Origin of the sequence: Micromonospora sp. KC606 (assembly GCF_004348675.1) — a bacterium.
Classification (GTDB): Bacteria; Actinomycetota; Actinomycetes; order Mycobacteriales; family Micromonosporaceae; genus Micromonospora.
The window spans coordinates 1-25,898 of record NZ_SMKN01000065.1 but is presented as its reverse complement, the minus strand read 5'-3'; the positions used below and the strand labels follow the sequence as shown (position 1 = coordinate 25,898).

24 protein-coding genes are annotated in these 25,898 nt (G+C 74.3%); 10 read left to right on the top strand and 14 right to left on the bottom strand.

Going from position 1 to position 25,898, the window contains the following annotated elements; all coding sequences use genetic code 11:
- Positions 1-39 precede the first annotated feature (39 nt).
- From E1193_RS15200 to crtI, 3 genes are read left to right on the top strand one after another with little or no spacing between them, the layout of a single operon-like run.
- On the top strand, positions 40-957 hold the full coding sequence (locus tag E1193_RS15200) for a carotenoid biosynthesis protein (RefSeq protein ID WP_132183853.1): 918 nt from the start codon (positions 40-42) through the stop codon (positions 955-957).
- On the top strand, positions 954-2,081 hold the full coding sequence (locus E1193_RS15195) for a glycosyltransferase family A protein (protein WP_132183852.1): 1,128 nt from the start codon (positions 954-956) through the stop codon (positions 2,079-2,081). The genes E1193_RS15200 and E1193_RS15195 overlap by 4 nt, the downstream gene beginning before the upstream one ends.
- A 13-nt stretch (positions 2,082-2,094) precedes the next feature.
- Positions 2,095-3,582, top strand: coding sequence for a phytoene desaturase family protein (gene crtI / locus E1193_RS15190; protein ID WP_132183851.1), 1,488 nt, complete (start codon positions 2,095-2,097; stop codon positions 3,580-3,582).
- Positions 3,583-3,806: 224 nt separating this feature from the next.
- Here crtI and E1193_RS15185 read toward each other — a convergent pair whose 3' ends face one another.
- On the bottom strand, positions 3,807-4,496 hold the full coding sequence (locus tag E1193_RS15185; RefSeq protein ID WP_132183850.1) for a CDP-alcohol phosphatidyltransferase family protein: 690 nt from the start codon (positions 4,494-4,496) through the stop codon (positions 3,807-3,809).
- A gap of 44 nt (positions 4,497-4,540) precedes the next feature.
- A complete protein-coding gene (gene metF / locus E1193_RS15180) occupies positions 4,541-5,458 on the bottom strand; it encodes a methylenetetrahydrofolate reductase [NAD(P)H] (RefSeq protein ID WP_132183849.1) in 918 nt (305 codons plus the stop codon).
- 413 nt (positions 5,459-5,871) lie between these two features.
- On the opposite strand from metF, the gene E1193_RS15175 reads away from it, so the two are divergent.
- Both E1193_RS15175 and E1193_RS15170 read left to right on the top strand, forming a co-directional pair.
- The gene (locus tag E1193_RS15175; protein WP_132183848.1) at positions 5,872-7,209 is read left to right on the top strand and encodes a transcriptional regulator; all 1,338 of its coding nucleotides are present in this window, start codon (positions 5,872-5,874) and stop codon (positions 7,207-7,209) included.
- Between the two features lie 9 nt (positions 7,210-7,218).
- The gene (locus tag E1193_RS15170) at positions 7,219-8,301 is read left to right on the top strand and encodes a polyprenyl synthetase family protein (RefSeq protein WP_132183847.1); all 1,083 of its coding nucleotides are present in this window, start codon (positions 7,219-7,221) and stop codon (positions 8,299-8,301) included.
- A gap of 150 nt (positions 8,302-8,451) precedes the next feature.
- Here E1193_RS15170 and E1193_RS15165 read toward each other — a convergent pair whose 3' ends face one another.
- Complete coding sequence (locus E1193_RS15165) at positions 8,452-8,838, bottom strand: Rv2175c family DNA-binding protein (protein WP_132183846.1); 387 nt, start codon at positions 8,836-8,838, stop codon at positions 8,452-8,454.
- A gap of 190 nt (positions 8,839-9,028) precedes the next feature.
- On the opposite strand from E1193_RS15165, the gene pknB reads away from it, so the two are divergent.
- On the top strand, positions 9,029-11,005 hold the full coding sequence (pknB, locus tag E1193_RS15160) for a Stk1 family PASTA domain-containing Ser/Thr kinase (RefSeq protein ID WP_132183845.1): 1,977 nt from the start codon (positions 9,029-9,031) through the stop codon (positions 11,003-11,005).
- Complete coding sequence (locus E1193_RS15155) at positions 11,002-11,868, top strand: deoxyribonuclease IV (protein ID WP_132183844.1); 867 nt, start codon at positions 11,002-11,004, stop codon at positions 11,866-11,868. The genes pknB and E1193_RS15155 overlap by 4 nt, the downstream gene beginning before the upstream one ends.
- 15 nt (positions 11,869-11,883) lie before the next feature.
- On the opposite strand, the gene E1193_RS15150 is transcribed toward E1193_RS15155, so the two are convergent.
- From E1193_RS15150 to E1193_RS15140, 3 genes are all read right to left on the bottom strand, one after another.
- Complete coding sequence (locus E1193_RS15150; protein ID WP_132183843.1) at positions 11,884-12,915, bottom strand: GntG family PLP-dependent aldolase; 1,032 nt, start codon at positions 12,913-12,915, stop codon at positions 11,884-11,886.
- A 108-nt stretch (positions 12,916-13,023) separates the two neighbouring features.
- Positions 13,024-14,430 (bottom strand): 3-deoxy-7-phosphoheptulonate synthase class II, encoded by a 1,407-nt coding sequence (locus E1193_RS15145; RefSeq protein WP_132183842.1) that lies wholly within the window; start codon positions 14,428-14,430, stop codon positions 13,024-13,026.
- A gap of 69 nt (positions 14,431-14,499) precedes the next feature.
- A complete protein-coding gene (locus tag E1193_RS15140; RefSeq protein ID WP_132183841.1) occupies positions 14,500-14,973 on the bottom strand; it encodes a hypothetical protein in 474 nt (157 codons plus the stop codon).
- A 284-nt stretch (positions 14,974-15,257) separates the two neighbouring features.
- On the opposite strand from E1193_RS15140, the gene E1193_RS15135 reads away from it, so the two are divergent.
- Positions 15,258-15,746, top strand: a complete 489-nt coding sequence (locus tag E1193_RS15135; RefSeq protein ID WP_132183840.1) for a glutathione peroxidase — start codon at positions 15,258-15,260, stop codon at positions 15,744-15,746.
- 177 nt (positions 15,747-15,923) lie between these two features.
- On the opposite strand, the gene E1193_RS15130 is transcribed toward E1193_RS15135, so the two are convergent.
- The 7 genes from E1193_RS15130 to E1193_RS15105 all read right to left on the bottom strand — a co-directional run bounded on the left by E1193_RS15130 (position 15,924) and on the right by E1193_RS15105 (position 20,708).
- Positions 15,924-16,472, bottom strand: coding sequence for a GNAT family protein (locus E1193_RS15130; protein WP_132183839.1), 549 nt, complete (start codon positions 16,470-16,472; stop codon positions 15,924-15,926).
- A gap of 8 nt (positions 16,473-16,480) precedes the next feature.
- Positions 16,481-16,963 carry a GNAT family N-acetyltransferase gene (locus E1193_RS15125; protein ID WP_132183838.1) on the bottom strand — a complete coding sequence of 161 codons (483 nt, stop codon included), beginning with the start codon at positions 16,961-16,963 and terminating at the stop codon, positions 16,481-16,483.
- Between the two features lie 91 nt (positions 16,964-17,054).
- Positions 17,055-17,405, bottom strand: coding sequence for a DUF2203 domain-containing protein (locus tag E1193_RS15120; RefSeq protein WP_132183837.1), 351 nt, complete (start codon positions 17,403-17,405; stop codon positions 17,055-17,057).
- 353 nt (positions 17,406-17,758) lie between these two features.
- On the bottom strand, positions 17,759-18,577 hold the full coding sequence (gene proC, locus E1193_RS15115) for a pyrroline-5-carboxylate reductase (RefSeq protein WP_132183836.1): 819 nt from the start codon (positions 18,575-18,577) through the stop codon (positions 17,759-17,761).
- Positions 18,578-18,647: 70 nt separating this feature from the next.
- On the bottom strand, positions 18,648-19,676 hold the full coding sequence (locus tag E1193_RS15110; protein WP_132183855.1) for a 6-phosphofructokinase: 1,029 nt from the start codon (positions 19,674-19,676) through the stop codon (positions 18,648-18,650).
- 167 nt (positions 19,677-19,843) lie between these two features.
- On the bottom strand, positions 19,844-19,975 hold the full coding sequence (locus E1193_RS33780; RefSeq protein ID WP_279433344.1) for a hypothetical protein: 132 nt from the start codon (positions 19,973-19,975) through the stop codon (positions 19,844-19,846).
- Between the two features lie 238 nt (positions 19,976-20,213).
- Positions 20,214-20,708, bottom strand: a complete 495-nt coding sequence (locus E1193_RS15105; RefSeq protein WP_132183854.1) for a polyadenylate-specific 3'-exoribonuclease AS — start codon at positions 20,706-20,708, stop codon at positions 20,214-20,216.
- Between the two features lie 257 nt (positions 20,709-20,965).
- Here E1193_RS15105 and E1193_RS15100 point away from each other — a divergent pair, with 257 nt between their 5' ends.
- Entirely contained in the window at positions 20,966-21,658 is a 693-nt protein-coding gene (locus E1193_RS15100) for a Crp/Fnr family transcriptional regulator (RefSeq protein ID WP_132183835.1), read from the top strand.
- 60 nt (positions 21,659-21,718) lie between these two features.
- Here the strand turns inward: E1193_RS15100 and E1193_RS15095 are convergent, their stop codons facing one another.
- Positions 21,719-21,928, bottom strand: a complete 210-nt coding sequence (locus E1193_RS15095) for a hypothetical protein (RefSeq protein ID WP_132183834.1) — start codon at positions 21,926-21,928, stop codon at positions 21,719-21,721.
- A 172-nt stretch (positions 21,929-22,100) separates the two neighbouring features.
- Between E1193_RS15095 and E1193_RS15090 the strand changes: the two genes are divergently transcribed.
- Positions 22,101-25,865, top strand: coding sequence for an adenylate/guanylate cyclase domain-containing protein (locus E1193_RS15090; protein WP_243707649.1), 3,765 nt, complete (start codon positions 22,101-22,103; stop codon positions 25,863-25,865).
- Positions 25,866-25,898: the final 33 nt, after the last annotated feature.

Here is a 25,898-nt window from a genome sequence, read left to right as displayed (position 1 = left end):
GTCCACCCCCGACCCCGCCGCACCGGGTCCGGCCACACCGTGAACCCGCGGCGGGTGGCGCCCTGGGCGCTGCTGAGCGTCCTGATCCTCGCCCAGATCTGCTACCCGCTCACCACCGGCGTCACCCGGGCCCGGCTGACCGTCGCCACGGTCGTCCTCGGTTACCTGCTCGCGGTGGGTCACGCGCTGCTCAGCCGCGGTCCGCGTACGGCGGTGACGCTCGTCGCGGTGGCCACCGGCGGCGGGTTCGCCATCGAGGCGCTCGGAGTGGCCACCGGCCTCCCGTTCGGCAGCTACGACTACTCCGGCCAACTGGGTCCGAAACTGGCCGGGGTGCCGCTGGTCATCCCCCTCGCCTGGACCTGGATGGCATGGCCGGCCTGGCTCGCCGCCGTCCGGCTGACCTCCCCCGCCCGGCCCCGCCGCGCGGCACGTCCGGGGCCGGCCCTCCGCGCGGCGCGACCGTCAGCAGCCTCCGGGGCGACCGGTGGGCGGCCGGCGTGGACCCGGCACGCCAGGCGGGTCGCGCTGGCCGCCGTCGGACTGGCCGCCTGGGATCTCTTCCTCGACCCGCAGATGGTCGCCGAGGGCTACTGGGTGTGGCGGGACGCCACTCCGGCGCTGCCCGGGCTGCCCGGCATCCCGGTCAGCAACTACCTGGGCTGGCTGCTCTTCGCGGTGCTGCTGATGGGCGTGCTGCGCCCGCTCGCCGGGCCGGCCGTCGCGGTCACCGACCGCCGGGACGACCCGATGTTCGCGCTCTACCTCTGGACGTACCTCTCCAGCGTGCTGGCCCACGCGGTCTTCCTCGCCCTGCCCGCCTCGGCGCTGTGGGGGGCGGCCGGGATGGCGGTCGCCGCCGTGCCGCTGGCGGTGACCCTGCTGCGCGTCTCCCGGCCCGGCGACGACCGGCCTGCGCCCCGGTCACGGCGCTGCGGCGTCGACGCGCCGGCATGACCGGGCTGCTCGTCCTGACCGTGGCGGTCGGCGTGCTCACCCTGCACACGACCGTCAACGCCGGTTGTTGGCTGCGCCGGCTCACCGACGGGCCGGTCGAGGTCGACGAGCCGGTGGCGGTGCTGCTGCCGCTGCGGGACGAGGCCGGGCGGGTCGCGCCGTGCCTGCGGTCGCTGCTCGCCCAGCGGGGCGTGCCCGGGCTGCGGATCGTGGTGCTCGACGACGGCTCGGGCGACGGCACCGCCGACGTGGTCCGCGCGATCGTCGGCGACGACCCCCGGGTCACCGTGCTCGACGGGGTCGCCCCGCCGCCGGGCTGGCTGGGCAAGCCGCACGCCTGCCACCAGCTCGCCACCCGCACCGATCCGGCCGCCACGGTGCTGGCCTTCGTCGACGCCGATGTGGTGCTCACCCCGAACGCCGTGGCGGCGGCGGTGACCGCGCTGCGCGCCGCCGGGGCGACGCTGCTGTCGGCGTACCCCCGGATCGTGGTGCGGACGGCGGCCGACCGGCTGGTGCAGCCGCTGCTGCAATGGTTGTGGCTGACCTTCCTGCCACTGCGGGCGGCGGAACGCTCGCCGCGGCCGGCACTGGCGGCGGCCGGCGGGCAGTTCCTGCTGGTGGACCGGGCGGGATACGCCGCCGCTGGCGGGCACGCCGCGGTCGCCGGCAAGGTGCTGGAGGACATCGAGCTGGCCCGCGCGGTGAAGCGCTCCGGGGGGCAGATCGTCCTGGCGGACGGGTCGCGGCTGGCCGCCTGCCGGATGTACGACACCTGGCCGCAACTGCGCGACGGCTACACCAAGTCGCTGTGGGCAACGTTCGGGCACCCGTCGGCGGCGGCCGTCGTGGTGGCCCTGCTGCTCCTGCTCTACGCCGCGCCCCCGCTGCTCACGGTCGCCGCCCTGGTCGCCGGAGCGGACACGGCCGCCGGGACCGCCCTCGTCGGGTACGTCGTGGGCGTCGCCGGGCGGGTGGTCAGTGCCCGGGCGACCGGGGGTCGGGCCTGGCCCGACGCGCTGGCGCACCCCGTGTCCGTCGCGGTCCTCGGTTGGTTGACCCTACGGTCGTACCATCTGCGGAAGCGGCGTCGCCTGTCCTGGCGTGGCCGCCCGGTCAGCTAGGAGGGGGCGCGGCATGGCGCGGATCGTGGTCGTCGGCGCCGGAGTCGGCGGGCTGGCCGCCGCCGCCCGGCTGGCCGTCACCGGGCACGAGGTCACCGTCTTCGAGCGGGCCGACACCGTCGGCGGCAAGCTCGGCCGGCACACCCACGACACGCCGCAGGGGTCGTTCCACTTCGACACCGGGCCGAGCCTGCTCACCCTGCCCCAGGTCTTCCACGACCTGTTCGAGGCGACCGGGGCCAAACTCGACGAGTACCTGGACCCGGTGCCGCTGGACCCGATCGTCCGGCACGTCTTCCCCGGCGGCGGACCCCACCTGGACACCTGTGCCGACCCGGTCGAGTTCGCCGAGCGGGTCGGCGCGGCCCTCGGCGACCGGGCCGCCGCCGACTGGCAGGGGCTGTGGCGGCGGGCCGCCCGGGTCTGGGAGGCGTCGCACCGGGACGTCCTGCGCCGCACCATCGACTCCCCCCGCGACCTGGCCGCGCTGGCCTGGCGATTGGGTGACCTGGCCGCCATCGGTCCGGGCCGGACCCTGCGTGGGCTGGGCCACCGGCACCTGACCGACCCCCGGCTGCGGATGCTGCTCGACCGGTACGCCACCTACACCGGCGCCGACCCGCGCCGGGCCCCGGCCGCGCTGGTCGCCGTCCCCTACGCCGAGCTGACGTACGGCGGCTGGTACCTGCGCGGCGGGCTGGGCACCCTCGCCGACGCGCTGCTGTCGCGCTGCCTGGACCTGGGCGTGGTCGTGCAGACCGGCGCCACGGTCACCCGGATCGACGCCGCGGGCGGGCGGGTGCACGGGGTACGCCTCGCCGGTGTCGCCGCGCCCGTCCCCGCCGACGTGGTGGTGGCCAACGTGGACGCGCTGACCGTCTACCGGGACCTGCTACCCACCCCGCGCCGGCTGGCCGCGCTGGCCGACCGCGGCCTCGCCGGTTTCGTACTGCTGCTCGGGGTGCGCGGCAACTCGGGGCTGGCCCACCACACCGTCTTCTTCCCGCGCGACTACGACGCCGAGTTCGACGCGGTCTTCGGCCATCCGGGGCGGGGGGTGCGGGCCCGACCGGCGGCCGACCCGGCGGTCCTCGTCACCGTCGCCGACGACCCGATGGTTCGCCCGGACGGCCACGAGGCGTGGTTCGTGCTGGTCAACGCCGCCCGCCACGGCACCGCCGCCGGGGCGGTGGACTGGCGCCGGCCAGGGCTCGCCGAAGCGTACGCGGACCGGGTCCTCGACGTGCTCGCCGAACGGGGTGTGGACGTGCGGGGCCGGCTGCTGTTCCGCGAGATCCGCACCCCGGCCGACCTGGCCGACTCGACCGGCGCGCCGGGCGGGGTCATCCACGGCACCGCGGGCGGGCTGTTCCGACCGGCCAACCGTGGCCCGGCGGCCGGGTTGTGGCTGGTCGGCGGCTCCAGCCATCCGGGCGGGGGCCTGCCGATGGTCACCCTGTCAGCGCAGATCGTCGCCGAGGAGATCGGTCCCGCCTGGTAGCCCTCGCCCACGTCCCGCCCGCCAACCGGTGGCGTCGATCCCGGACATGATCCACTCCGGTCGCCGCACGTCGCGGCGTCCCCATGCGTGATCCACTCCGAACGCGACAAGTCGCGGCGTCCCCATCGGGGGATACCGCGACACACACCGCAGAGGAAGTCGATCCGCCAGGAGTCCGGCGGGCAGGCCCGGAGCGGGTGGAGTGGGGCGGGACAGCGGCGGGATCAGCCGGCGTCGACGAGAGCGCGGCGGACCGTCGACAGCAGCTGCCCGAGGCCGAAGCCGGCCAGCAGCACCCAGACCGCGACGGCCATGGTGACCGTGCCGGCGGCCAGATCCGGGTCGATCATGCCGGTCAGACCGGCCAGCAGCAGCCCGGCCAGCGCCACACAGACCCGGGTGGGGCGCTCCCCCACGGTCACCACGCCGATCTCCCGCATCCCGGCGGCTACCGCCCGCGCCCGGACGTACTCGTGCAGCCAGGACAGCGCACCGCCGGCCGCCACCAGCGCACCGGGCGCTCCGACCAACCAGAAAGCAACCAGCCAGGCGACCTCCCCGAGCCGGTCGGCGATCGAGTCGTAGACGTAGCCGAGGCGGGTGGTGCGCCCGGTGGCCACCGCCACCGCCCCGTCGACGCTGTCGGCTACTGCGGCCAGCAGGACGAACAGGGCGGCCATGATCGGCCCGTTTACCCCCCGGACGGCGAACAGCGGCACGCAGAAGCAGAGCAGCACCCCGCCCACCGTGACCGCGGTCGGGGTGACCCGAAGCCGACCCAGGATGTACCCGACGTGGTAGGCGAAGCGCAGCCAGGCGCGGACCACCGGCGCGGCGACGCGCGGGTCGAAGCCGCCGTGCAGCCGCGCCCAGGCGGTCGCGTAGTCGTCCCACTTCAGCTGTGTGCCCACCACCGGTCAACCGTCGCGGCGGGGCTCAGGTGTCGGGGTGCGACCATTCACACCCGGACGCCGGCCTGGAGGCTGCGCCACACCTCCCGGGTCGCGGTGGACCGGTTGAGGGTGATGAAGTGGATGCCCGGCACGCCCTCGTCGAGCAGCTTCGCGCACATCTCGCTGGCCTGCTCGACGCCGAGCCGGCGGACCGCCTCCGGGTCGTGGGCGACCCGGGCGAACCGCTCCGCCAGGGCGGGTGGGAACGGCGCCCCGGAGAGCTGCACCGACCGTTCGATGGTGCCGATCTGGGTGACCGGCATCACCCCGGCCAGAATCGGGGTGTCGCAGCCGGCCGCGGCGACCCGGTCCCGTAGCCGCAGGTAGTCGTCGGCGTCGAAGAACATCTGGGTGATGGCGAAGTCCGCGCCGGCCCGACACTTGCGGACGAAGTGCGCGACGTCGCTGGCGATGTCCGACGAGCGCGGGTGCTTGTACGGGAAGGCGGCCACTCCGACGCTGAAGTCGCCGGCGTCGCGGACCAGCCGGACCAACTCCTCGGCGTAGAGCACCCCCTCGGGGTGGCGAACCCACTCGCCGCCGGGGTCGCCCGGCGGATCTCCGCGCACGGCGAGCACGTTGCGCACCCCGGCCCCGGCCAGCCGACCGATGACGTTGCGCAGCTCGGCGACGGAGTGGTCGACCGCGGTCAGGTGCGCCATCGGCAGCAGAGTGGTCTCGGTGGCGATCCGCTCGGTCACCTCGACCGTGGTGTCCCGGGTCGACCCGCCAGCGCCATAGGTGATCGAGACGAACGAGGGACGCAGCGGCTCCAGCTCCCGGATCGCCTGCCAGAGCAGTTGATCACCCTTCGGCGTCTTCGGCGGGAAGAACTCGAACGAGAAGGTGGGCGCATCACGGCGGATGAGCTCCCCGATCGCCGGCTGCGGATTGGGAAGGACGGAGGGAAGACCGAGCGCCACGGTCCGACTCTAGCGGGCGACGGCCGCCGTACCCATGTCCTTCCCACCAATACATCGACGATTCACGTACCCGTGGGTCGCGGACCATGGCGCTCGCGGTCCCGCCAGGCCCGCGAGGTCGCCCCGCCAGCCGCCAGCCGGCGGCACCCGTCCGGCCGGCACCGGCCAAAGCCGACACGGCGGTGGAAAGCCGACCCCGCAGCCGGCCAGGAGCACCGCCACCGTCTCCGTCTCCCCCGACGTCGGCGGCACCTGAACGTCGTACCCACGGGGTAGAAAGGACCGGCGCGGGCGGCGCCGGTCGGGGGCCGGCGCCGGGGTCACGCGCGGGGGTCAGCACCGACCGGCGGCGTGCCGGCCCGTCCTGGTGGACGTGCCGGCGTGGCCGCACCGACACCCGTGCCGGAGGACCGATGACCCCGCCCGACCCGAGCCTGCTCGGGCCGCTGATCGCCCAGCTTCGACTGGCCCGTGGCTGGAGCCAGCAGCAGCTCGCCGCCGCGCTCTGCGCCGCCGCCGGCACACCCACCCTGACCCGGCACGAGGTGTCCCGCTGGGAGCGGGCGGCGCGGACGCCGGGCGACCACTGGCGGCGTCACCTGGCCGCCGTGCTCGACGCACCGGCCGGGTTGCTGACCGACGCGACCACGCGGCGTCGGCGGCCCGGCCCGCCCGGTCCCGCCACGGCCCGATCCCGGTCGGCCCTGCTGGCCCTGGCGCACCGCTGGGCGGCGGCCCCGTCCACCCCGCTGCTGCTCACTCCGGCGACGATCGGCGGTGTCGTGCGGCGGGCAGCCGACGAGGACGGGCCGGGGCGGCGTACCACCGTCGGGCTGACCGAACTGCGCCGGCTCGACGACCTGGCCGGCGGCGCGGACCTCGCCCCGGTCGGGGCGTACCGGCTGAGGTGCGTGGTCCGCGCGCTTCGCCGGTCCGGTCCGGGCGGTCGGCAGCGGCTACTGCCGGTGCTGGCCGAAGCCGCCCAGCTCGCCGGTTGGCTCGACGGCGACGCCGGTCACCTGGCGTCCGGGATGGACGCGCACCGCCTCGGGCTGCGGGCCGCCGCGGCGACCGGGGACCGGGCGCTCGCCGGGCACGTGCTCGCCTCCGCCAGCCACCTGCTGGCCGGCGCCGGCGACGCCGAGAGCGCGCTGCTGTTGGCCCGAGCCGGCTATTCCGGCGCTCGCCGCGCGGTCAGCCCGGGGCTGCGGGCGCTGCTGCTGCACCGGGTCGCGCTGGCCGCCGCGCTCACCGGCCGGGCCCCGGCCGGGCGGCAGGCGCTGGACGCCGCCCGACGCACGGCCGAGACCGTCGAGCCAACCACCGAACCGCCGTGGCTGTACTGGCTGGACGGCGACGAACTGGCGGCGATGACGGGCCGCGCACTGGTCGCGCTGGGCCGGCCCGGGCCAGCCGTGCCACTGCTCGGCGAGGCGCTGCGGTCCGTTCGGGGCCCACGTGGCGCGGCGGTGTACGGCAGCTGGCTGGCCCGTGGATTGGTGCAGCTCGGCGAGGTCGACGAGGCCGCCGTGGTGGCCGCGGCGGCGCTGCGGGACACCGTCCGGGCCGGCTCGGCGCGGGCCGCCGACGCGCTGGCCGAAGCGGACCGGCGGCTCGCCGCGCACCGGGCCGAGCCGGCGGTACGCCGCTGGCGAGGGCTGCTCGCCGACGCGCGTCCGTTCCTGCCGACCGGCGCGGGTACGCGACGCGCCGGCCCCCGGGGTGGGGCCGGGCCGCGTGGGACCGGCTAGCGTGCTGGCGTGACCCATGCTGCTCCCGTCTCCCCCGTCGACCGTGCCCACCTGCGTCAACGGGTGGACAAGGCGCTGGCCGAGTTCCTGGCTGGCCAGCGCGCCCGGCTGACCAGCGTCGACGACGCGCTGGTGCCGGTCGCCGAGGCGATTGAGGCGTTCGTGCTGGGCGGCGGCAAGCGGCTGCGCCCGGCGTTCGCGTACTGGGGGTTCCGGGGGGCCGGCGGGGTCGACGGCGACCAGATCGTGACGGCTCTGGCGGCCCTGGAGTTCGTGCAGGCCAGCGCCCTGATCCACGACGACCTGATGGACCGTTCGGACACCCGGCGCGGCGAGCCGGCGGTGCACCGGCGGTTCGCCGCACGGCACCGCGCGGCGGGCTGGAGCGGCGACCCGGACGGCTTCGGCGACGCGGCGGCGGTGCTGCTCGGGGACCTCTGCCTGGTCTGGTCCGACGAGCTGCTGCACTCCGCGGGGCTGGCACCGCAGACGGTGGCGCGGGCCCGCCCGGTCTTCGACGAGATGCGCACCGAGGTGACCGTTGGGCAGTATCTGGACGTGCTGACCCAGGCCACCGGGGACACCTCGCTGGAGCGGGCCGGCAAGGTGGCCCGGTACAAGTCGGCGAAGTACACCGTGGAACGGCCGCTGCTGCTGGGCGCGGCGCTGGCCGGGGCGTCGGCGGACGTGCGGGCGGCGTACTCGGCGTACGGGCTGCCGCTGGGTGAGGCGTTCCAGCTCCGTGACGACGTGCTGGGGGTCTTCGGCGACCCGGCGCAGACCGGCAAGCCGGCCGGGGACGACCTGCGCGAGGGCAAGCGCACCTATCTGGTGGCGGCGACCGTGGAGGCGACCGACGACGCCGGGCGGGAGCTGCTGCTGGCCGGGTTGGGAGATGCGGCGCTGGACGAGTCCGGCATCGCCCGGCTGCGGGAGCTGATCGCCGGGTGCGGGGCGCTGGCTCGCACCGAGCAGCGGATCGTCACGCTGACCGACGCCGCACTGGCCGCGCTGACCACCGTCGACCTGGACACCGAGGCCCGCCAGGCCCTGGTGGACCTGGCTATCGCCGCCACCCGCCGCCCCAACTGACCCCACCCACGGCACCGTCGACGGCGGCCACCCGGGGTCCCGGGTTTCACCGCCATTGCTGCAGCCGCGCGACGGGAATTGATCGACGCCGGCCGCGAAGAAGGCGCGGCCCGTCAATTCCCGCCCACGTCGTACAGGTTGACGATCGAGCTAGAAGCCGAGGGCTTGGGCGCGGCGCTTGACCTCGCGGGCCTGGTCGCCGGCGAGGGCAACGGCGGGACTGCCGCCGGGCAGGGTCGGATCCGGGGTGTAAAGCCAGGTCAGCGCCTCTTCGTCGTCGTAGCCGGCGTCGGCCAGCAGATTCAGCACACCCGGCAGGTGCTTGAGCACGGTCTTGTTCGCGACCAGGTCGGCCGGGATCCGGCGGACGCCGTCGCGACGGACGGCGACCAGCTCCCGATCGCGGATCATCTGATGGACCTTGCTGATCGTCAGGTCCAGCCGCTCGGCCACGTCGGGCAGGGTCAGCCAGGCGGCCGGGTCGGCCGGGCCGGGCCGGGCGGCGCCGACCTGGTCGGCGGGTACGGAATCGGTCACCCGCCCACCCTGCCATGTCGCCGTGGCCGGGGTGCAGCGGCACCCCGGGGCGCCCTGCCCGAGCGCGTGGCGCGACGGGCAACGGCACCCCCCCGTTGGCCTGCCCGAGCGCGTGGCGCGACGGCGCGAAGCGGCCCGGCTGTAGCATCCTGTTCAAACTCCGGCCTCCGGACGCATAGACTGCCTGCCGATGGACACACAGGTCGCCGACACGTTGCCGGGCTCGCTGCTCGACGGGCGCTACCGCATCCGCGGGCGCGTCGCGCGCGGCGGCATGGCGACCGTGTACACCGCCACCGACGAGCGCCTGGAGCGCACCGTGGCGGTCAAGGTCATTCACCCGTCCCAGGCACCGGAGACGCGCGCCCGCGCGGCCGGGTTCGTGGCTCGGTTCACCGACGAGGCGAAGACGATCGCCCGGCTGACCCACCCGAACGTGGTGGCGGTCTACGACCAGGGCACCTACCACGGGCTCCCGTACCTCGTGATGGAGTACGTCCGGGGCCGCACCCTGCGCGAGGTGCTGGCCGAACGGCGCCGGCTCCACCCCGACGAGGCTCTGGCGATCATGGAACAGATGCTCGCCGCGATCGCCGCCGCGCACCGGGCCGGGCTGGTCCACCGGGACGTCAAGCCGGAGAACGTGCTGGTCGCCGAGGCGCCCACCGGCGGCGTGGCGAACCTGGTCGACAGCGTGGTGAAGGTCGCCGACTTCGGCCTGGCCCGTGCGGTCGAGGCCAGCGCCGATCACGCCGACGGCAACCAGCTGATGGCCACCGTGGCGTACGTGGCGCCGGAGCTGGTCACCGACGGGCACGCGGACCCCCGCACCGACGTCTACTCGGCCGGCATCGTGCTGTTCGAGATGCTCACCGGGCGGGTGCCGTACGACGGCGACCGCCCCGTGGACGTGGCCTGGCAGCACGTCGACCGGGACGTGCCGGCCCCGTCGACCCTGGTGCCCGCGCTGCCCCGGGCGCTCGACGACCTGGTCGCCCGGGCCACCCGGCGCGACCCGGGAGCACGGCCGACCGACGCCGGCGCCCTGCTCGCCGAGGTGCAGGTGGCTCGGGACGACCTGGGCAACCCGAACACCCGTACCGCGGTGCTGCGTCGGGTCACCGACGACACCCCGGCGGTGGCCCAGCCGACCATGGTGGTCGCGGCGGTGCAGCCGGTCGAGCGACCGACCTGGGCCCGGTTGTCGGAGGACGACGGCCCGCAGCGATCACACCGGCGGCGGGCCGCCCCGGCGTCCGGCGGGCCGGCGGCGCTGTGGGCACGGCTGACCGGCACCTCCCGGGGGCGGCTCTCGGTGGCCGCCGCGGTGGTGGCCATCGGGTTGCTCGCCGCGGTCGGTGGCTGGTGGGTCGGGGTGGGCCGGTACACGGTCGCCCCGCAACTGGTGAGCATGACCAAGGCCGAGGCGCAGGCCCAGGCCGGCCGGGCAGGCTTCGCCATCGTCTACGCCGAGCCGAGGCACGACGACACGGTTCCCCGGGACACCGTCCTGGCCCAGGACCCGGCCTCGGCCGCCAAGATCCTCAAGGGCGGCACGATCACCCTCACCCTGTCCCTGGGGCCGGAGCGCTTCCCCGTGCCGGACGTCGTCGGCAAGGAGTTCGAGCTGGCCGAGGCGGAGCTGAACGGCGCGAACCTGGTGGCGGTCAAAGGTTCCACCCGCTACGACGACAACCTGCCCGCCGGTGTGGTGGTGGACAGCAACCCGAAGGTGGGCGCGGAGGTGAGACCCGGCACCAAGGTCACCCTGGTGCTGAGCAAGGGCCGGGCGCCGATCACCGTGCCCAACCTGGTGGGCAAGAACCTCAACGAGGCGCGCGCGACACTGGACCGGCTCGGCCTGGTGCTGACCGAGGCGTACAAGGACTCGGACAAGCCCAGGGACGAGGTCCTCGGGCAGAGCCCGACCAGCGGGGCCGGCGTCGAACGGGGCGCCAAGGTCCGCCTCGAACTCAGCAAGGGCCCGCCGCAGGTCATCCTGCCGAGGGTGGTCGACCTGCCCTGCCAGCAGGCCAAGCAGCAACTGGAGGCTCTGGGCTTCCCGGTGAACGTGCAGTTCAACCCGAACGGGATCGTCCGCTTCCAGAACCCGGGCGAGAACGCTCCGCTGCCGCCGGGCACGCAGGTCACGATCGGGTGCCTGTGAGCGCCGCGACCCGCCGGCCGGTCGGCTCGCACGCCCTGACCTCGGGAGGGCTGGCGAAGGCGACCCTGCCGTACGTCGACGCCTGCGGCTCCGAGGTGGTGCAGGTCTACGTCTCCAACTCGCGCGGTTGGGCGCTGCCCGCCGGTGACCCCACACAGGACGGGCTCTTCCGGGACGGCTGCGGCGAACGGGGCGTGCCGGTCTTCATCCACGCCTCCCTGCTGGTGAACCTGGGCTCGCCCACCCCGGCGACGGTGCAGCGCTCGGCGCAGACCCTGGCGCACGCGCTGCGCCGGGGCCGGGCGATCGGCGCCCGGGGCGTGGTGTTCCACGCCGGCAGCGCGGTCGACGCCGGGTACGCCGAGACGGCGCTGCGGCAGGTTCGCGAGACGCTGCTGCCGCTGCTGGACGAGGCCGCGGCGGCGGGCGGGCCGATGCTGCTGGTCGAGCCGAGCGCGGGTGGCGGGCGGTCGCTCGCCTCGCGGGTGGAGCAGCTCGGCCCCTACCTGGACGCGGTGGACCGCCATCCGGGGCTGGGCGTCTGCTTCGACACCTGCCACGCCTGGGCGGCCGGGCACGACCTGGCGACCGAGGGCGGCATGACGGCGACGCTGGACACGCTGGTGGCCACGGTCGGGGCGGACCGGCTACGGCTGGTCCACGCCAACGACTCCAAGGACCTGTGCGGCTCCACCCGCGACCGGCACGAGAACATCGGCAAGGGCAGCATCGGCGAACCGGCGTTCGCCGAGCTGATGGCTCACCCGGCCACCGCCGGTGTCCCGGTGGTGGTGGAGACGCCGACGGAGAGGCACGAGGGCCACGCCGCCGACATCGCCATCCTCAAGCGCCTCCACCCCTGACGCGGCGGGCCGGTCTCAGGCGCGCAAGACGCGGGTGAGCGCTGCCGCAGCGCGGTCGACGGCGGCGTCGTCGACGTCCAGGTGGGTGACCAGCCGGGCAGTACGTGGACCGAGCACCGAGATCAGCACACCCTCGGCCCGGGCGGCGGCGGCGAGCGTTTTCGCGTCCGTCGGGTGTTTGCTGAGCTCGAGCGGGACGATGTTGGTCCGTACCGGGCCGGCGAGCACCCCGAACGGGGCGACCGCCTCGGCCAGCCGAGCCGCCTTGGCGTGGTCGACGGCGAGCCGCTGGACGTGGTGGGCCAGGGCGTACCGGCCGGCGGCGGCGAGGACACCGACCTGGCGCATCCCGCCGCCCATCCGCTTGCGCAGGAACCGGGCTCGGGCGATCCTCTCGGCGCTGCCCACCACCAGCGAGCCGACCGGAGCGCCGAGGCCCTTGGAGAGGCAGACCGACAGAGTGTCGAAAAGCCGGCCGTAGGTGGCCAGCGGCACCCCGTCGGCGACGTGGGCGTGCCAGATCCGGGCGCCGTCGCAGTGCAGGGCCAGCCCGTTGTCGTCGGCGACCCGGCGCAGCGCGCGCAGGGTGTCCAGCGGAACCACCGCGCCGCCGCCCCGGTTGTGGGTCTGCTCGACGGCGATCGCCCGGGTCGGCACGGCGAAGTAGCCGTCCGGCCGGACCATGCCGGCGACCACGTCGGGGTCGAGTTCCGCGCCGGTCGCCGGCCAGGTCCGCGAAGAGATCCCGCCGTACGCCGCCGCCGCGCCGATCTCGTAGGTGACGACGTGCGCGTCGGCGTCGCAGAGCAGTTCGTCGCCCGGGGGCACCACGAGTTGGAGGGCGATCTGGTTGGCCATCGAGCCGGTCGGGGCGAACAGCGCCGCCTCGTGCCCGAAGAGCGCGGCGACCTCGGCCTCCAGCGCGGTGACCGTCGGGTCCTCGCCGTAGACGTCGTCGCCGACCTCGGCGGCGGCCATCGCTGCCCGCATCCCGGCGGTGGGCCGGGTGACGGTGTCCGACCGCAGGTCGACGGGCGCGTCAGCCACGGTCGTTTCCTCGGCCGCCGACTGCGGGGCTCGCAAGCTCACTCCTCACGTCAGCCACGGTCGTTTCCTCGGCCGCCGACTGCGGGGCTCGCAAGCTCACTCCTCGCGTCAGCCACGGAGCATCTCCGCCACGAGGAAGGCCAACTCCAGTGACTGCTGGGTGTTGAGCCGGGGGTCGCAGGCGGTCTCGTACCGGTCGGGCAGGTCGAGGTCGGCGATGTTCTGCGCGCCGCCGAGGCACTCGGTGACGTCCTCGCCGGTCAGCTCGACGTGCAGCCCACCGGGGTGCGTCTCCAGGCCGCGGTGCACCTCGAAGTAGCCGAGCACCTCGTCGACGATCCGGTCGAAGTGCCGGGTCTTGTAGCCGTTGGAGGACTCGTGGGTGTTGCCGTGCATCGGGTCGCACTGCCAGACCACCTTGGCGCCGGCCGCCGTCACCTTGGACACGATCGGCGGCAGGGCGTCGCGGACCTTGTGGTTGCCCATCCGGCTGATCAGGGTGAGCCGGCCGGGGACGTTGTCGGGGTTGAGCTTCTCGCAGAGCTCGATCGCCTCGTCCGGGCTGGTGGTGGGGCCGAGCTTGACCCCGATCGGGTTGGCGATCCGGGAGATGAAGTCGATGTGCGCACCGTCGATCTGCCGGGTGCGCTCGCCGATCCACAGGAAGTGCCCGGACAGGCCGTAGGCCCGGTTGTCGGAGACCCGGGTGAGCGCCCGGTCATACTCCAGGGCGAGCGCCTCGTGCGAGCAGTAGAGGGTGACCGTGCGCAGCGCCTCCTCGTCGGTCATCCCGCAGGCCCGGATGAAGGCGAGCGCCCGGTCGATCTCCCGGGCGATGGCCTCGTAGCGCTCACCGGCCGGGGAACTGCGCACGAAGCCCTTGTTCCAGTCGTGCACGGCGTGCAGGTCGGCCAGGCCACCACCGAGGTACGCGCGCAACATGTTCATCGCGGCGGCGGAGTTCGCGTACGCCCGGATCATGCGCTGCGGGTCGGCGACCCGCGCCTCCGGCGTGGCCTCCAGGCCGTTGATCATGTCGCCGCGGTACGCCGGCAACCCCCGGGCGTCGGTCGGCAGCGACCTCGGCTTGGTGTACTGCCCGGCGACCCGGGCGACCTTGACCACCGGCAGCGACGCGCCGTAGGTGAGCACGATCGCCATCTGGAGCAGGGTACGGGCGTTGGCCAGCAGGTGGCTCTCGGTGTTGTCGGCGAAGGTCTCCGCGCAGTCGCCGCCCTGGAGCAGGAACGCCTTGCCCTCGCAGACCAGCGCGAGGCGCCGGCGGAGCTGGTCGACCTCGTACGGCGCGACGACCGACGGGACGGTGTCGAGCACCTTGCAGACCTCGGCGACCTCCGCCGGGTCCGGCCACGGCGGGGTCTGCACACGGGGCAGTTCCCGCCAACGGTCCAGGCCGAGGGCGGCATCCTCGGCGGAGTCGACCGTCGGACGGCTGGTCTGCAGCGCGGGGCTGCTCACGGCGGGGTAGCTCAGCTGGTGCCACTCATGGCGCATGACAGAAAGCGTACGGCGACGGCACGGGCCGCCAACCGTCGAGGGGGACGGTTCCGGCAGTTGGGAGGGTCAGGGAGTGACCGAGATCTCCGGATTGGCCCCGCCGGCCGTCTCCCCCGAGATGCACCAGTCGGCGCCGCTGCGGGTGACGGTGAACAGCAGCCGCCGTTCCGCCTCCTTCGCGCCGACCGCCACGGTCACCACGGCGCTGACCTCCTGCCCCGTGGGGCCGGTGCGGATGTCGGCGATGGCGGCCTTCGGCACCTCGAAGTGGTCGGCGAAGTCCCCGTTGGGGCCGGTGGCCGCCGAGTCGAACGCGGCGTGCATCGGGGCGCACAGCTGACTACGGCCGGCGTCGACATCCTTGGCGGACATCGCGTCGAGGTAGGCCTGCACCCGCTCGCGGGACTTCGTGGCGGCCTCCTCAGCGGGGGCGCGCCCGAGGGGGGTGTCGTCCTCGTCGCCGCCGATCCCGCAGCCGAGCAGGGACAGCGGCAAAAACGCGAGCGCGGCGACGGTGGCCGCGCGGTGCCTCGGACCCATGGGCCCTCCCTCGCTGGGACGTCGAGATGCCGAGCGGCGAGTCTGCCACATCCATCAATACGAATGTGACCGCCATCATGCCCGATGCTCCATCCAACATCCCTAACTGTTCTGGCGCCACACACCACTCACCGGCTGGGCCCGCCTCACGCCCCGGCCCTCCGGCATCCGGCCCGACACCCGGTGAGTGGAACGCCATGGCTGTCTCACGGTCCGGGTGACATCCATGGTGTTCCACTCGAGCCCGGCTCGGGCCGCCACCCCGGGCGCGTACCCTCGCGGTCATGACCGTCTTCGACATCGAGATCGACGCCCTGGCCGGTGGCCCGGCACGGCTCGACGCGTACCGGGGCAGAGCGCTGTTGGTGGTGAACGTGGCCTCCCGCTGCGGCCTCACCCCGCAGTACGCCGGCCTGGAACGGCTCCACCGCGAGTACGCCGACCGAGGGCTGGTGGTGCTCGGCGTACCGTGCAACCAGTTCGCCGGCCAGGAGCCCGGCACCGCCGACGAGATCGGCGAGTTCTGCCAGACCACCTACGGCATCACCTTCCCGATGACGGAGAAGGTGGACGTCAACGGACCGACGCGGCACCCGCTCTACGCCGAGCTTGTCGACACCGCCGATGCCGGGGGACACAGCGGGGACGTGCGATGGAACTTCGAGAAGTTTCTGGTCGCGCCGGACGGCGCGGTCGCCGCCCGGTTCGCCCCGACGGTCACGCCCGACTCCCCTGAGCTGCGCGAGGCGATCGAGAAGATCCTGCCCGCCTGACGGCACCCGTCCCCAGCGTCCGCGGTGGTGCCCGCCCTCGGTCGAGACAACCGTCCGCGCTGCGATGTCGGCCGGAGACGCCACGCCCCGAGTCGCCGCGACCACCGCCCCTGGACTGGGCCGGAGCGACCCGTGCCGCCACCGCTGATTACCGCGAATCGTGCATCACCCACGCGGTCACACCGGCGCGCGCCACTCCGGAGCGAGCACCGACCAGATCTCGACGTCGATTCGACCGGACGGGCCCGGGTAGCGCTGCCGCAGCGTGCCGTCGAGGCTCATGCCGAGCCGCCGGGCCACCGCGATGCTGCGGACGTTGCGGGCGTTGGTCTGCCACTCTACCCGGTGGATGCCCCGTTCCCGGATCGCCCAGTCGATGATCCGGCCGGCCGCCCGGGTCACCAGCCCCCGCCCCTCGGCGGTCGGCACCAGCCAACAGCCGGCCTCGCAGACGCCCTCGGCCACGCTCAACGACAGGAACATCACGCCACCGACCAGCACACCGGCGTCCCAGATCCCCCAGATGCCGCCGTCGTCGCGGGCCCACCGGTCCGCGTAGCGTTGCAGCACCCGACGCGCGGAGTCGAGATCGGTGGCAACGAAGGACGCGCCCACCCATGGCGAGATGTGCTCCCGGCACCGGTCCAGATTGGCCAGGAACTCCTCGGCGTGCCACGGCGACAGCGGACGCAACTCGGCGGTGTCGGTCAACGGCAGGGCGAACATGACACTCCTCAGGACGCCGGCAGGCGCAGTCGCAGGGTCGGGCCGGACACGTCGACGAAGCCGAGGGAGCGGTAGAGCGGCTCACCTTCCGCCGACGCCCGCAGGTCGACCCGGCCCACGCCCCGCTCCCGGTACCAGTCGAGCAGCGCCGCCAGGCAGGCCCGTGCGTAGCCGCGCCGCCGGTAGCCGGGCTCGGTGACCACGTTGAAGACGTACCCGGTTCGGCCGGTGGGGTTGCCGGGGCTGCCCAGCCGCAGGTCGATGGTGCCGGTCGCGCAGGCCGCCAGGAGGCCCGGCCGGTCGGGCGCGTCCACCACGAAGACGGCCATCGTCGCCTCCGGCCCGCCCAGCCGATCCCGCAGCACCTGGCGGGCCGCCTCCTGCCACGGCCCGGGCGGCGGCTCGGTGCCGTCCATCGACGCCAGCATCACCCCACGCAGCCGGACGATTCCCGCCGCGTCCCCGGGGCCGGCCTGCCGTACCGCAATCATGATCGGACCGTATCCGATGGTCGGTTGCGCGGGTCAGACCGGGCGGTGGCGGGTTACGCGGGCCAAACCGGGCGATGGTCGGTTGCGCAGGTCAGACCGGGCGGCGGCCGGCGAAGCCGCACTCCACCCGGTGGAACCAGCGCACGTCGGCGTCCCCCTCCAGCCAGCACCAGAGCACCGGGCGGCCGTCCCGCTCCCCCGGGAAGTCCAGCAGCACCGGGGCGATGCCCTTGACCTGGATGTCGTGGGAGTTCAACTCCTCCAGCACGGCGTGCAGCCGGGCCTCCAACGCCTTCACCTCGGCCACCCCACCGAGCACCGAGACGCCGTGCGCGGCCAGGTCGACGCGGAGTTCGGCCAGGTCGGCGCGGAGCCGGATCAGCTCGTCGACGCGGGGACGCAGGGTGGCCACCAGGTGCCGCGCCTGGGCGAGAGTGAACACCGGGCCAGTATGGGCCACCACCACTGCTCCGCGTCGGCCTCACCCCCGCCGGCGGCCACCGGCCGCCCCTTGACCAACTCCGTTTGGCGCGAATGGCGGTTTCCCGGAGCAGGAACACCGCCAGTTGCGGCAAACGGAGCGGCGCACGCGCGGGCAGACGGGCACGCGCGGGCGGACGGGCACGCGCGGGCAGGCGCGGGCAGGCGGGCACGCGCGGGCGGACGGGCACGCGCGGGCAGGCGCGGGCAGGCGGGCACGCGCGGGCGGACGGGCACGCGCGGGAAGGCGGGCAGACGGGAAGGCGGGCGCAGGGTACGGCGGGCGGGTTGCGTGGCGGGACCGCTCCCGGCGGTTCAGTCCGCCTGGGCCGCCAGCTCGCGGGCGCGGTCGCGGGCCGCCTCCAGCGCGGCCAGCAGAGCCGCGCGTACGCCGTGCTTCTCCAACTCGCGTACGGCCGAGATGGTGGTGCCGGCCGGCGAGGTGACCGCCTCGCGGAGCTTGACCGGGTGCTCGCCGGAGTCGCGGAGCATCACCGCCGAGCCGATCGCGGTCTGCACGATCAGCTCGTGCGCGACCTGCCGGGGCAGGCCGAGCAGGATCCCGGCGTCGATCATGGCCTCGACCAGCAGGTAGAAGTACGCCGGACCGGAGCCGGAGAGCGCGGTCACCGCGTCCTGCTGCGACTCGGGCACCCGGATGGTGACACCGAGCGGGCTGAACATCTCCTCCGCGAGGGCGAGGTGCTCACCGGTCGCGTGCGCGCCGGCAGAAATGGCGCTCATCGCCTGGTCGACCAGGGCCGGGGTATTGGTCATCACCCGCACGACCGGGGTGCCCTCGGGCAGCCGGCGGCCGAAGAAGGTGGTGGGCAGGCCGGCGCAGAGCGAGATGACCAGCTTGTCGGCCGGCACCTTGGGGCCGATCTCGTCGAGCAGCACGCCGGCGTCCTGCGGCTTCACCGAGACCGCCAGCACCGCCGCCTCCTCGACCGCGGTGAGGTTGTCCACCACCCGTACGCCGTACCGGGCGGCCAGCTCCTCGGCGCGAGCCGGGCGCCGGGCGGTGGCCAGCAGCCGCTCGACCGGCCAGCCGGAGCGCAGCAGGCCGGAGAGCATCAATTCGCCGATCTTGCCGGCGCCGATCACCGCGACCGTGTGCCGGGCGGGTGCCATCGGTCGTACCCCTTCCGTCGCGGGAGCCGGCGGCACGGGGTGACCCGCCGCGCCGCCGGCTTCCGGGCAATCAGCTGCCGAAGAAGACCTCGGCCTCGGCGTACCGCTCCAGCGGCACGGTCTTCAGCTCGCGGGTGGCCTCGGCCAGCGGGACCCGGACGATGTCCGTGCTCTGCATCGCGACCATCTTGCCCCAGTCGCCCTCGTGCGCCGCGTCGATGGCCTGCAGGCCCAGGCGGGTGGCGAGGACCCGGTCGAACGCGGTCGGGGTGCCACCGCGCTGGATGTGGCCGAGCACGACGGTGCGGGCCTCCTTGCCGGTCTTCGCCTCCAGCTGCTCGGCGAGCCACTGGCCGATGCCGCCGAGACGGACGTGACCGAACGCGTCGAGTTCCTGGTTGTGCAGCACCATCTGGCCGTCCAGCGGCTGGGCGCCCTCGGCGACCACGACGATCGGGGCGTACTGGTGCTGGAAGCGCTTCTCGACGTACCCGGCGACCTGGTCGACGTCGAACTGCCGCTCGGGCAGCAGGATCACGTTGGCGCCACCGGCGAGGCCGGCGTGCAGGGCGATCCAGCCGGCGTGCCGACCCATGACCTCGACCACCAGGGTGCGGTGGTGGCTCTCGGCGGTGGTGTGCAGCCGGTCGATCGCCTCCATGGCGATGTTGACGGCGGTGTCGAAGCCGAAGGTGTAGTCGGTGGCGCCGAGGTCGTTGTCGATCGTCTTCGGCACACCGATGACGTTGACGCCGAGCTCGTGCAGCTTGGTGGCGACGCCGAGGGTGTCCTCGCCGCCGATCGCGATGAGCGCGTCCACGCCCTGCGCGGCGAGGTTCTCCTTGATCCGCTCCACCCCGTTCTCGATCTTGAACGGGTTGGTCCGGGAGGAGCCGAGGATGGTGCCGCCGCGCGGCAGGATGCCGCGGACCTCCGCGATGCCCAGCGGCTTGGACAGGCCCTCCAGCGGACCCTTCCAACCATCCTGGAAGCCTACGAACTCGTGACCGTAGCTGGCGACGCCCTTACGGACCACCGCCCGAATGACCGCGTTGAGACCTGGGCAGTCGCCGCCGCCGGTGAGCACGCCGATACGCATGATCCGCTTATCCTCCTGGAGCATCAGGTGAAGCCCGGTTAAGCCCCAGGGTATGTGTCAGCTCAGACCATCGGCGCCGTTGCCGGCCCGGGGCGGGCCGTCAGTGCCGACTGTAGTAGGCGCGGGTGTACGACGACACAACGCCCCGGGTCAGTTCTGGTTACCAATCAGTAGCTGACCTCGTGGTTCTCCCCCGAGCGCGACGGCCGGCCGGTCACCGCCGCACGGGCGACACCGATCAGGTCGACCACCGTGCCGCCCGGTGGCTCCCAGTGCCCCCACGAGCTGGCATGCGCCATTGATGCAGATCCGCGTATCCCGGATCAGCTCGGTCACCCGGCGCCGGGCGTCGGCGATGCCGGTCGGCTGCCCACCCATGACGTACCACCCTTCGCCCGTCCCCCGCTCGCCGAACCGTGCCCGGGACACAGCAGTCTCGCGGGACCGTGCCCGGGACACAGCGGTCTCGCGGGACCGTGCCCGGGGACACAGCGGTCTCGCGGGACCGTGCCCGGGACACAGCGGTCGAACCTGCGCTCAGCCTGTCATCGCCCGCCAACGGGCCAGGTTGTGCCGGGCGTCGACCAGGGCGTCGTGCCGGTCGGCGTCGGCCTCGGGCAGCCGCGGCCGGCCCCGGTCGTCCCAGAGCTGACGCAACTCCTTGGTGAACCGGGGAATCTCCCGGGGCAGCGCCGGCATGGCACCCCAGAGCTGGGCCAGCACCACGTGGTCGTACGCGGCGTACCAGGCCCACAGCTCGAGCTGCTCGCCCGGCCGGTCGCGGACCGGCGCCATCAGGAAGTCGTACAGCTCGTCGCGGATCCGCTCCCGTGAGCGCCAGGCCCGGTCGGCCGGGGAGGGGAGCTTGTCGAGCACGTTGCGGCGCACCCAGGGCACCGCCCGGGAGTCGTCGAACTCGGTGGAGACCGCGTAGAACTCGCGGCCGTACTCGTCGACGACGCCGATCGAGACGAGGTCGACGATCCGGCCGTCCTCGATGAACTCGCAGTCGTAGAAGTAGCGGTAGACCATCGTCCCCATCCTCGCCCACGTCGCGACGGCGTCCCCACCGGGGGCGGGTCGCCCGGGCCGCCGGGGGTGGCGGCCGGGCCCGGCGCAGCTCGGGAGCGTAACGGAGACGGTTTGAGGGGTGTACAGCACGCAACTGGGCCGTCATGATCTGATGTGTACCGCTACCGGACGCCGACCGGGGTCAGTCGCCCCGGCAAGGGCCGTCAGGGTCACCCGGTGAGCGAGTCGTGGGTCCGTGACCGGGGAGGGGTTCGGCCGTGGAAATGCGCCTACCGGAGCCGGGTGACGCCCTCACGGGCGTGGAGATGTTCGCCGGCTTGGAGCCCGAGGCACGCCAGCGGGTCATCGCCGCGGCCGTGCCCCGCACGTACCGCAAGGGCCAGTTGCTCTTTGTCGAGAACGACCCCGGCGAATCGCTGATCGTGCTGCGCCGCGGGGCGGTGGCGGTGTTCCGCACCGCGCCGACCGGCGAGCGGGCCGTGCTGTCGGTGATCCGACCGCCGGACGTGCTCGGCGAGGTTTCGCTGCTGGACGCCTCCACCCGCTCGGCGTCGGCCGAGGCGATCGAGGACTGCGCGGCCCTGGCGCTGTCCCGGTCCGCCTTCATGGAGCTGGTGCACTCAAACCCGCGCATCCTCGACGCGGTGATGCGCTCGCTGGGCGGCCTGATCCGCCGGCTGACCGAGCAGAACGCCGACCACGTCTTCCTCGACCTGCCCGGTCGGGTGGCCAAGACCCTGGTGCGGCTGGCCGGCGAGAGCCAGGCACCGATGATCACCATCGAGCTCAACCAGAGCCAGCTGGCCGAGATGGCCGGCGGTTCGCGGCAGAGCGTCAACCAGGCGATCGGCTCCTTCGCCAGTCGGGGCTGGCTGCGGACCGAGGGCCGGCGGATAGTGGTCACCGACGTCGCGGCGCTGCGCCGCCGGGCGGGGATGAACGAACGCTGACGGCGCGACGCGGCCGGGCGCGAAGCGCGCCGGCCGCGTCACCGGCTCACCCGAGCGGCGTCACGGGGTGGTGCCGGTCGGCCCCGCCCAGTCGGTGCCGGTCGGCCCCGCCCAGTCGGTGCCGTCCTTGCCACCACCGGAGCCCTCGCTGACGATCCCCTCGGCCTGCAGCACCGCCAGCGTGGCGGCGTCGACATCCACCGAGTCCCCGGCGGAGTGCGTGACACCGTCGCCGTCGGTCCAGTCGCCTTCGAGCTTGACGTACACCATGACCTGTCCCCCTAGTCGATCACCGGTTGCCGTGGCCGCCTGACTGTAGCGTCGCTGGCCGGCCGGAGGAGTGTCCACAAACCAACAGCCCGGTTCCTGACAGTGTCGGTGGCGGCGATACTCGCGGTGGACGCAGGACGGCGCCCGGCCGCAGTGCGGCCCGGCCGAGCCAGTGGAGGGTGCCATCTCCGCGCAGTGTGACCGATGTGGACGCACCGCCGCCGAGAGCGACCGCTTCTGCGGTGGCTGCGGGGCGGAGTTGGCGAACTCCTGCCCGCACTGCCGGCGTCCACTCGCCGCCGACGTGGCGTTCTGCACCTCGTGCGGCACGCCCCGCTCCGGGTCGGGCCCGCCGGCCGCTCCGCCGCGGGAGGACCGGCGGCGGGTCAGCGTGCTCTTCGTCGATCTGGTCGACTTCACCCCGTACGTCGAGCGGACCGACCCGGAGCAGGTCCGCGGCGTGCAGACCGGCTTCTTCGCCGCGGCCCGGCGGGTGGTCGGCCAGTACGGCGGGGTGGTGGAGAAGTACATCGGGGACGCGGTGATGGCGCTGTTCGGCGCGCCGGTGGCCACCGAGACCGACGCGCTGCGCTGCGTACGGGCCGGCCTGGAGTTGCAGCGGGTGTTGACCCGGTTCGCTCCCGCCGGCACCGACGAGCTGCGCTTCCGGGTGGGCGTGGCGACCGGCGAGGCGCTGGTCGACGTGGCCGCCGCCCGGGACGGCGGGCAGGCGATCGTCGCCGGCGACGTGGTGAACACCGCCTCCCGGATGCAGTCGGTGGCGCCGCCGGGCGGGGTGCTGGTCTGCGGGGTCACACACACACTGACCAGGGAGACCATCCGCTACGCCGAGCAGCCGCCGGTCACCCTGCGCGGACGCTCGTCGCCCACCGAGGTCTGGCTGGCCCTGTCCCCGGTGCGCCGGCAGCCGACCGAGCGGGAGCCGGACACCACGCCGCTGATCGACCGGGAGCACGAGCTGGGCCTGCTGGTCAACGCGTTGCACCGGTCGCTACGAGACCGGGTGCCGCAGGTGGTGACGCTGTTCGGGCGGGCCGGCATCGGCAAGAGCCGGCTGGTGCGCGAGCTGCACCGGTACGCCGGGCAGCTGGTCGACCAGCCGCTGAGCTGGCGGATTGGGCGCTGCCCGCCGTTCGGCGAGAACGTCACCTTCGCAGCGCTCGCCGACGTCGTCAAGACCGAGGCCGGCATCCTGGACACCGACCCGGCCCCCTCCGCGCAGCGGCGGCTGGCCGCGGCGGTGGCCGACCTGGTGGGCTCCGGCGAACAGGACAGGGTCACCGACGCGCTGCGCCCGCTGGTCGGGTTGGCCGGCACGGGACTACCGGCCGAGGAGGCCGAGTCGGCGTGGCGCCGCTTCCTGCTGGCGCTGGCCGCCCGCCGCCCCACCGTGCTGGTCTTCGAGGACCTGCACTGGGCCGACGCCGCCATGCTGCGCTTCGTGGAGCTGCTCGGCGCCGCCGCCCGGGACGTGCCGCTGCTGCTGCTCTGCACGGCCCGACCCGAGCTGGTGGACCGCGACCCGAGCTGGGCGGGCACCATCACCGGCTCGGTGACGGTCACCCTGCCGCCGCTGCGCGACGCCGGCATCGCCGCGCTCTACCAGCACATGTTCGGCCAGGCCGCGTTCCCCGCCGAGATGCTCACCCCGCTGGTGGAGGTGGCCGGCGGCAACCCGCTCTACGCGCACGAGTACGTGCGGATGCTCATCGAACAGGGCGCGCTGCGTCGCGGCGGGCGCGGCGGCTGGTCGCTGGATGAACGCCCGGACCTGCCGATGCCGGAGAGCGTGCACGCGGTCATCGCCAACCGGGTCGACCTGCTCGACGGCATGGACCGGGCGGTGCTGCTGGCCGCCTCGGTGGTGGGCGTGCAGTTCTGGCCCGGCGCGGTCGCCGCCGCGCTGGGGCAACCGGTCGAGACGGTGGAACGGGCACTGCGCCGGCTGGAGCAGCGGGACTTCGTGCACGAGCAGGCGGCGTCCACCATGGCCGGCCAGCCCGAGTTCCGGTTCCGACACGTGCTGGTCCGGGACGTCTGCTACCAGCGGCTGCCCCGCACCGAGCGAGTGGCGCGGCACGAACGGACGGCGGACTGGATCGACGCGCTCTCGGCCAGCCGGGACACCGACCTGGCCGAGGTGCTGGCGCACCACCGCTGGGCGGCCCACGAGATCGCCCGCACGCTGGGCACACCCACCCGGCGGTACGCGGGCCCGGCGCGCGCCGCGCTGCACCGGGCGGCCCGCCGCGCGTACGCCCTGCACGGGTTGGCGGCGGCGGCCGGTCATGCGGCCCGCGCCCTGGGCCTGGCCGACGACAGCGACCCGGTCGACCAGCTACGACTGGAGCTGCTGAGCACCGAGATCGCCTTCTACCGGGACGGCAACGCCTTCCTGTCCGGCGGCGGGCCGGAGCAGCTGCACGCGCTGGCCGACCGGCTGCTCACCCACGGCGACGAGGCGTGCGCCGCGCGGGCGTGGACCCTGCTCGGTCAGGCGGCCTGGCTGCGCGCCGACCGCAGCGCGGCGGTGGCCTGCCTGGACCGGGCGGTCACCCTGTTCGCTCCGCTGCCCGACAGCGCCCAGAAGGCCGACGCGCACGCCGAGCTGGGCCGGCTGCACATGCTGAACTACGAACGGGACGCGGCGGTCGCCGCCGCCGAGACGGCCGCCGAGATCGGTGAGCGGCTGGGGTTGGCGGAGATCCGTACCAACGCGCGGATCACCGCGGCCACAGCCCGTTACCAGGCTGGCGACCGGGCCGGTCTGGACGAGCTGCACGAGTTGGTCGAGGCCAGCCGTGCCCAGCAGCTACTCGCGCTGCCCCGGGCGGTACAGAACCTGGCCTACGCGCTACGGGAGGAGGGCGACTGGCTGCGCTCCGACGCGCTGCTGTCGACCGCGCCGGCGGCGAGGGGCAGCGGGCAGACGCTGGCCACCAGCTACTCCGGCGAGGCGATGCGGGCGTACTTCGACGGGGATTTCTCCCGTCTGCTGGCCGCGGCGGACGCCTTCGTGGACACTCCGACGGGCGGTTGGGACATGCAGGTGCGGGGTCTGCGCTCCTGTCTGCTGGTGCTGCGGGGCCAGCCGGTCCCGCCAGCACCGGACGGGGGCGGGGCCGTCCGCGAGCCGAGCGCGGGCGGCACGGGTCGCGAGCCGAGCGCGGGCGGCACGGGTCGCGAGCCGAGCGCGGGCGGCACGGGTCGCGAGCCGAGCGCGGGCGGCACGGGTCGCGAGCCGAGCGCGGGCGGCACGGGTCGCGAGCCGAGCGCGGGCCTCGCCGTCCGCGGACCGGGCGCGAACGGGGGGTCGCCGACCGGTCGGCCGGACCGGCCCTGTGACGACGTGGCGGCGGCGCTGGAGGCGGCAAGGTGCGGCGGCTTCCGCCGCCCGTACTGGACGATGCTCGGGATGGCGGCGCTCTGCCGTGCGTTGCAGGGCCGGCTGAACGAGGCCACGGCGCTGGTGGACGAGCTGGCCGACGCCTGGACGGCGGTCCCGGCGCTGGCCAGCGGCGAGTGGATCGCGGCGGCTGCGTACGCCGCCACCCTCGCCGGGCGGGACGCGGCCGTGCGGGTGCGGACGATGCTGGACCGGCCCGGCCACCACACACTCTGGTCGGAGGGAGCGCGTCGCACGGTGACCGGGGCCCTCGCGGCGGCAGACGGCGACCACCGGCGCGCCGGCGAGCTGCACCTCGCCGGGGCGGAGATCTACGGACGGATCCCGGACGTCACCGACCGGATGCTGGCGCTGGCCCTGGCGGCGGCCGAGCTGACCCTGGCCCGCGATCCGGCAGCCCGGGCACCGCTGGTCGAGGTGCGCGCGTTCGCGTTGCGCAACGAAGCGCCCGGCCTGCTCGATCTGGCCGGGCGTCCGGTCCCCGAGGCCGGCACCGCCCTGGCCTCCTGAGCCGGCGGCACAGCGCCCCGACTCACCGCCCGT

Excerpts from the sequence above, each read along its gene's own strand:
- E1193_RS15125 (WP_132183838.1), bottom strand. The coding sequence starts at position 16,963 with ATGATTGCGGTACGGCAGGCCGGCCCCGGGGACGCGGCGGGAATCGTC.
- E1193_RS15145 (WP_132183842.1), bottom strand. The coding sequence starts at position 14,430 with ATGCGCCATGAGTGGCACCAGCTGAGCTACCCCGCCGTGAGCAGCCCC.
- E1193_RS15140 (WP_132183841.1), bottom strand. The coding sequence starts at position 14,973 with ATGGGTCCGAGGCACCGCGCGGCCACCGTCGCCGCGCTCGCGTTTTTG.
- proC (WP_132183836.1), bottom strand. The coding sequence starts at position 18,577 with ATGGCACCCGCCCGGCACACGGTCGCGGTGATCGGCGCCGGCAAGATC.
- E1193_RS15195 (WP_132183852.1), top strand. The coding sequence starts at position 954 with ATGACCGGGCTGCTCGTCCTGACCGTGGCGGTCGGCGTGCTCACCCTG.
- pknB (WP_132183845.1), top strand. The coding sequence starts at position 9,029 with ATGGACACACAGGTCGCCGACACGTTGCCGGGCTCGCTGCTCGACGGG.
- E1193_RS15175 (WP_132183848.1), top strand. The coding sequence starts at position 5,872 with ATGACCCCGCCCGACCCGAGCCTGCTCGGGCCGCTGATCGCCCAGCTT.
- E1193_RS15105 (WP_132183854.1), bottom strand. The coding sequence starts at position 20,708 with ATGGTCTACCGCTACTTCTACGACTGCGAGTTCATCGAGGACGGCCGG.
- E1193_RS33780 (WP_279433344.1), bottom strand. The coding sequence starts at position 19,975 with ATGGCGCATGCCAGCTCGTGGGGGCACTGGGAGCCACCGGGCGGCACG.
- E1193_RS15135 (WP_132183840.1), top strand. The coding sequence starts at position 15,258 with ATGACCGTCTTCGACATCGAGATCGACGCCCTGGCCGGTGGCCCGGCA.
- E1193_RS15110 (WP_132183855.1), bottom strand. The coding sequence starts at position 19,676 with ATGCGTATCGGCGTGCTCACCGGCGGCGGCGACTGCCCAGGTCTCAAC.
- E1193_RS15130 (WP_132183839.1), bottom strand. The coding sequence starts at position 16,472 with ATGTTCGCCCTGCCGTTGACCGACACCGCCGAGTTGCGTCCGCTGTCG.
- crtI (WP_132183851.1), top strand. The coding sequence starts at position 2,095 with ATGGCGCGGATCGTGGTCGTCGGCGCCGGAGTCGGCGGGCTGGCCGCC.
- E1193_RS15095 (WP_132183834.1), bottom strand. The coding sequence starts at position 21,928 with ATGGTGTACGTCAAGCTCGAAGGCGACTGGACCGACGGCGACGGTGTC.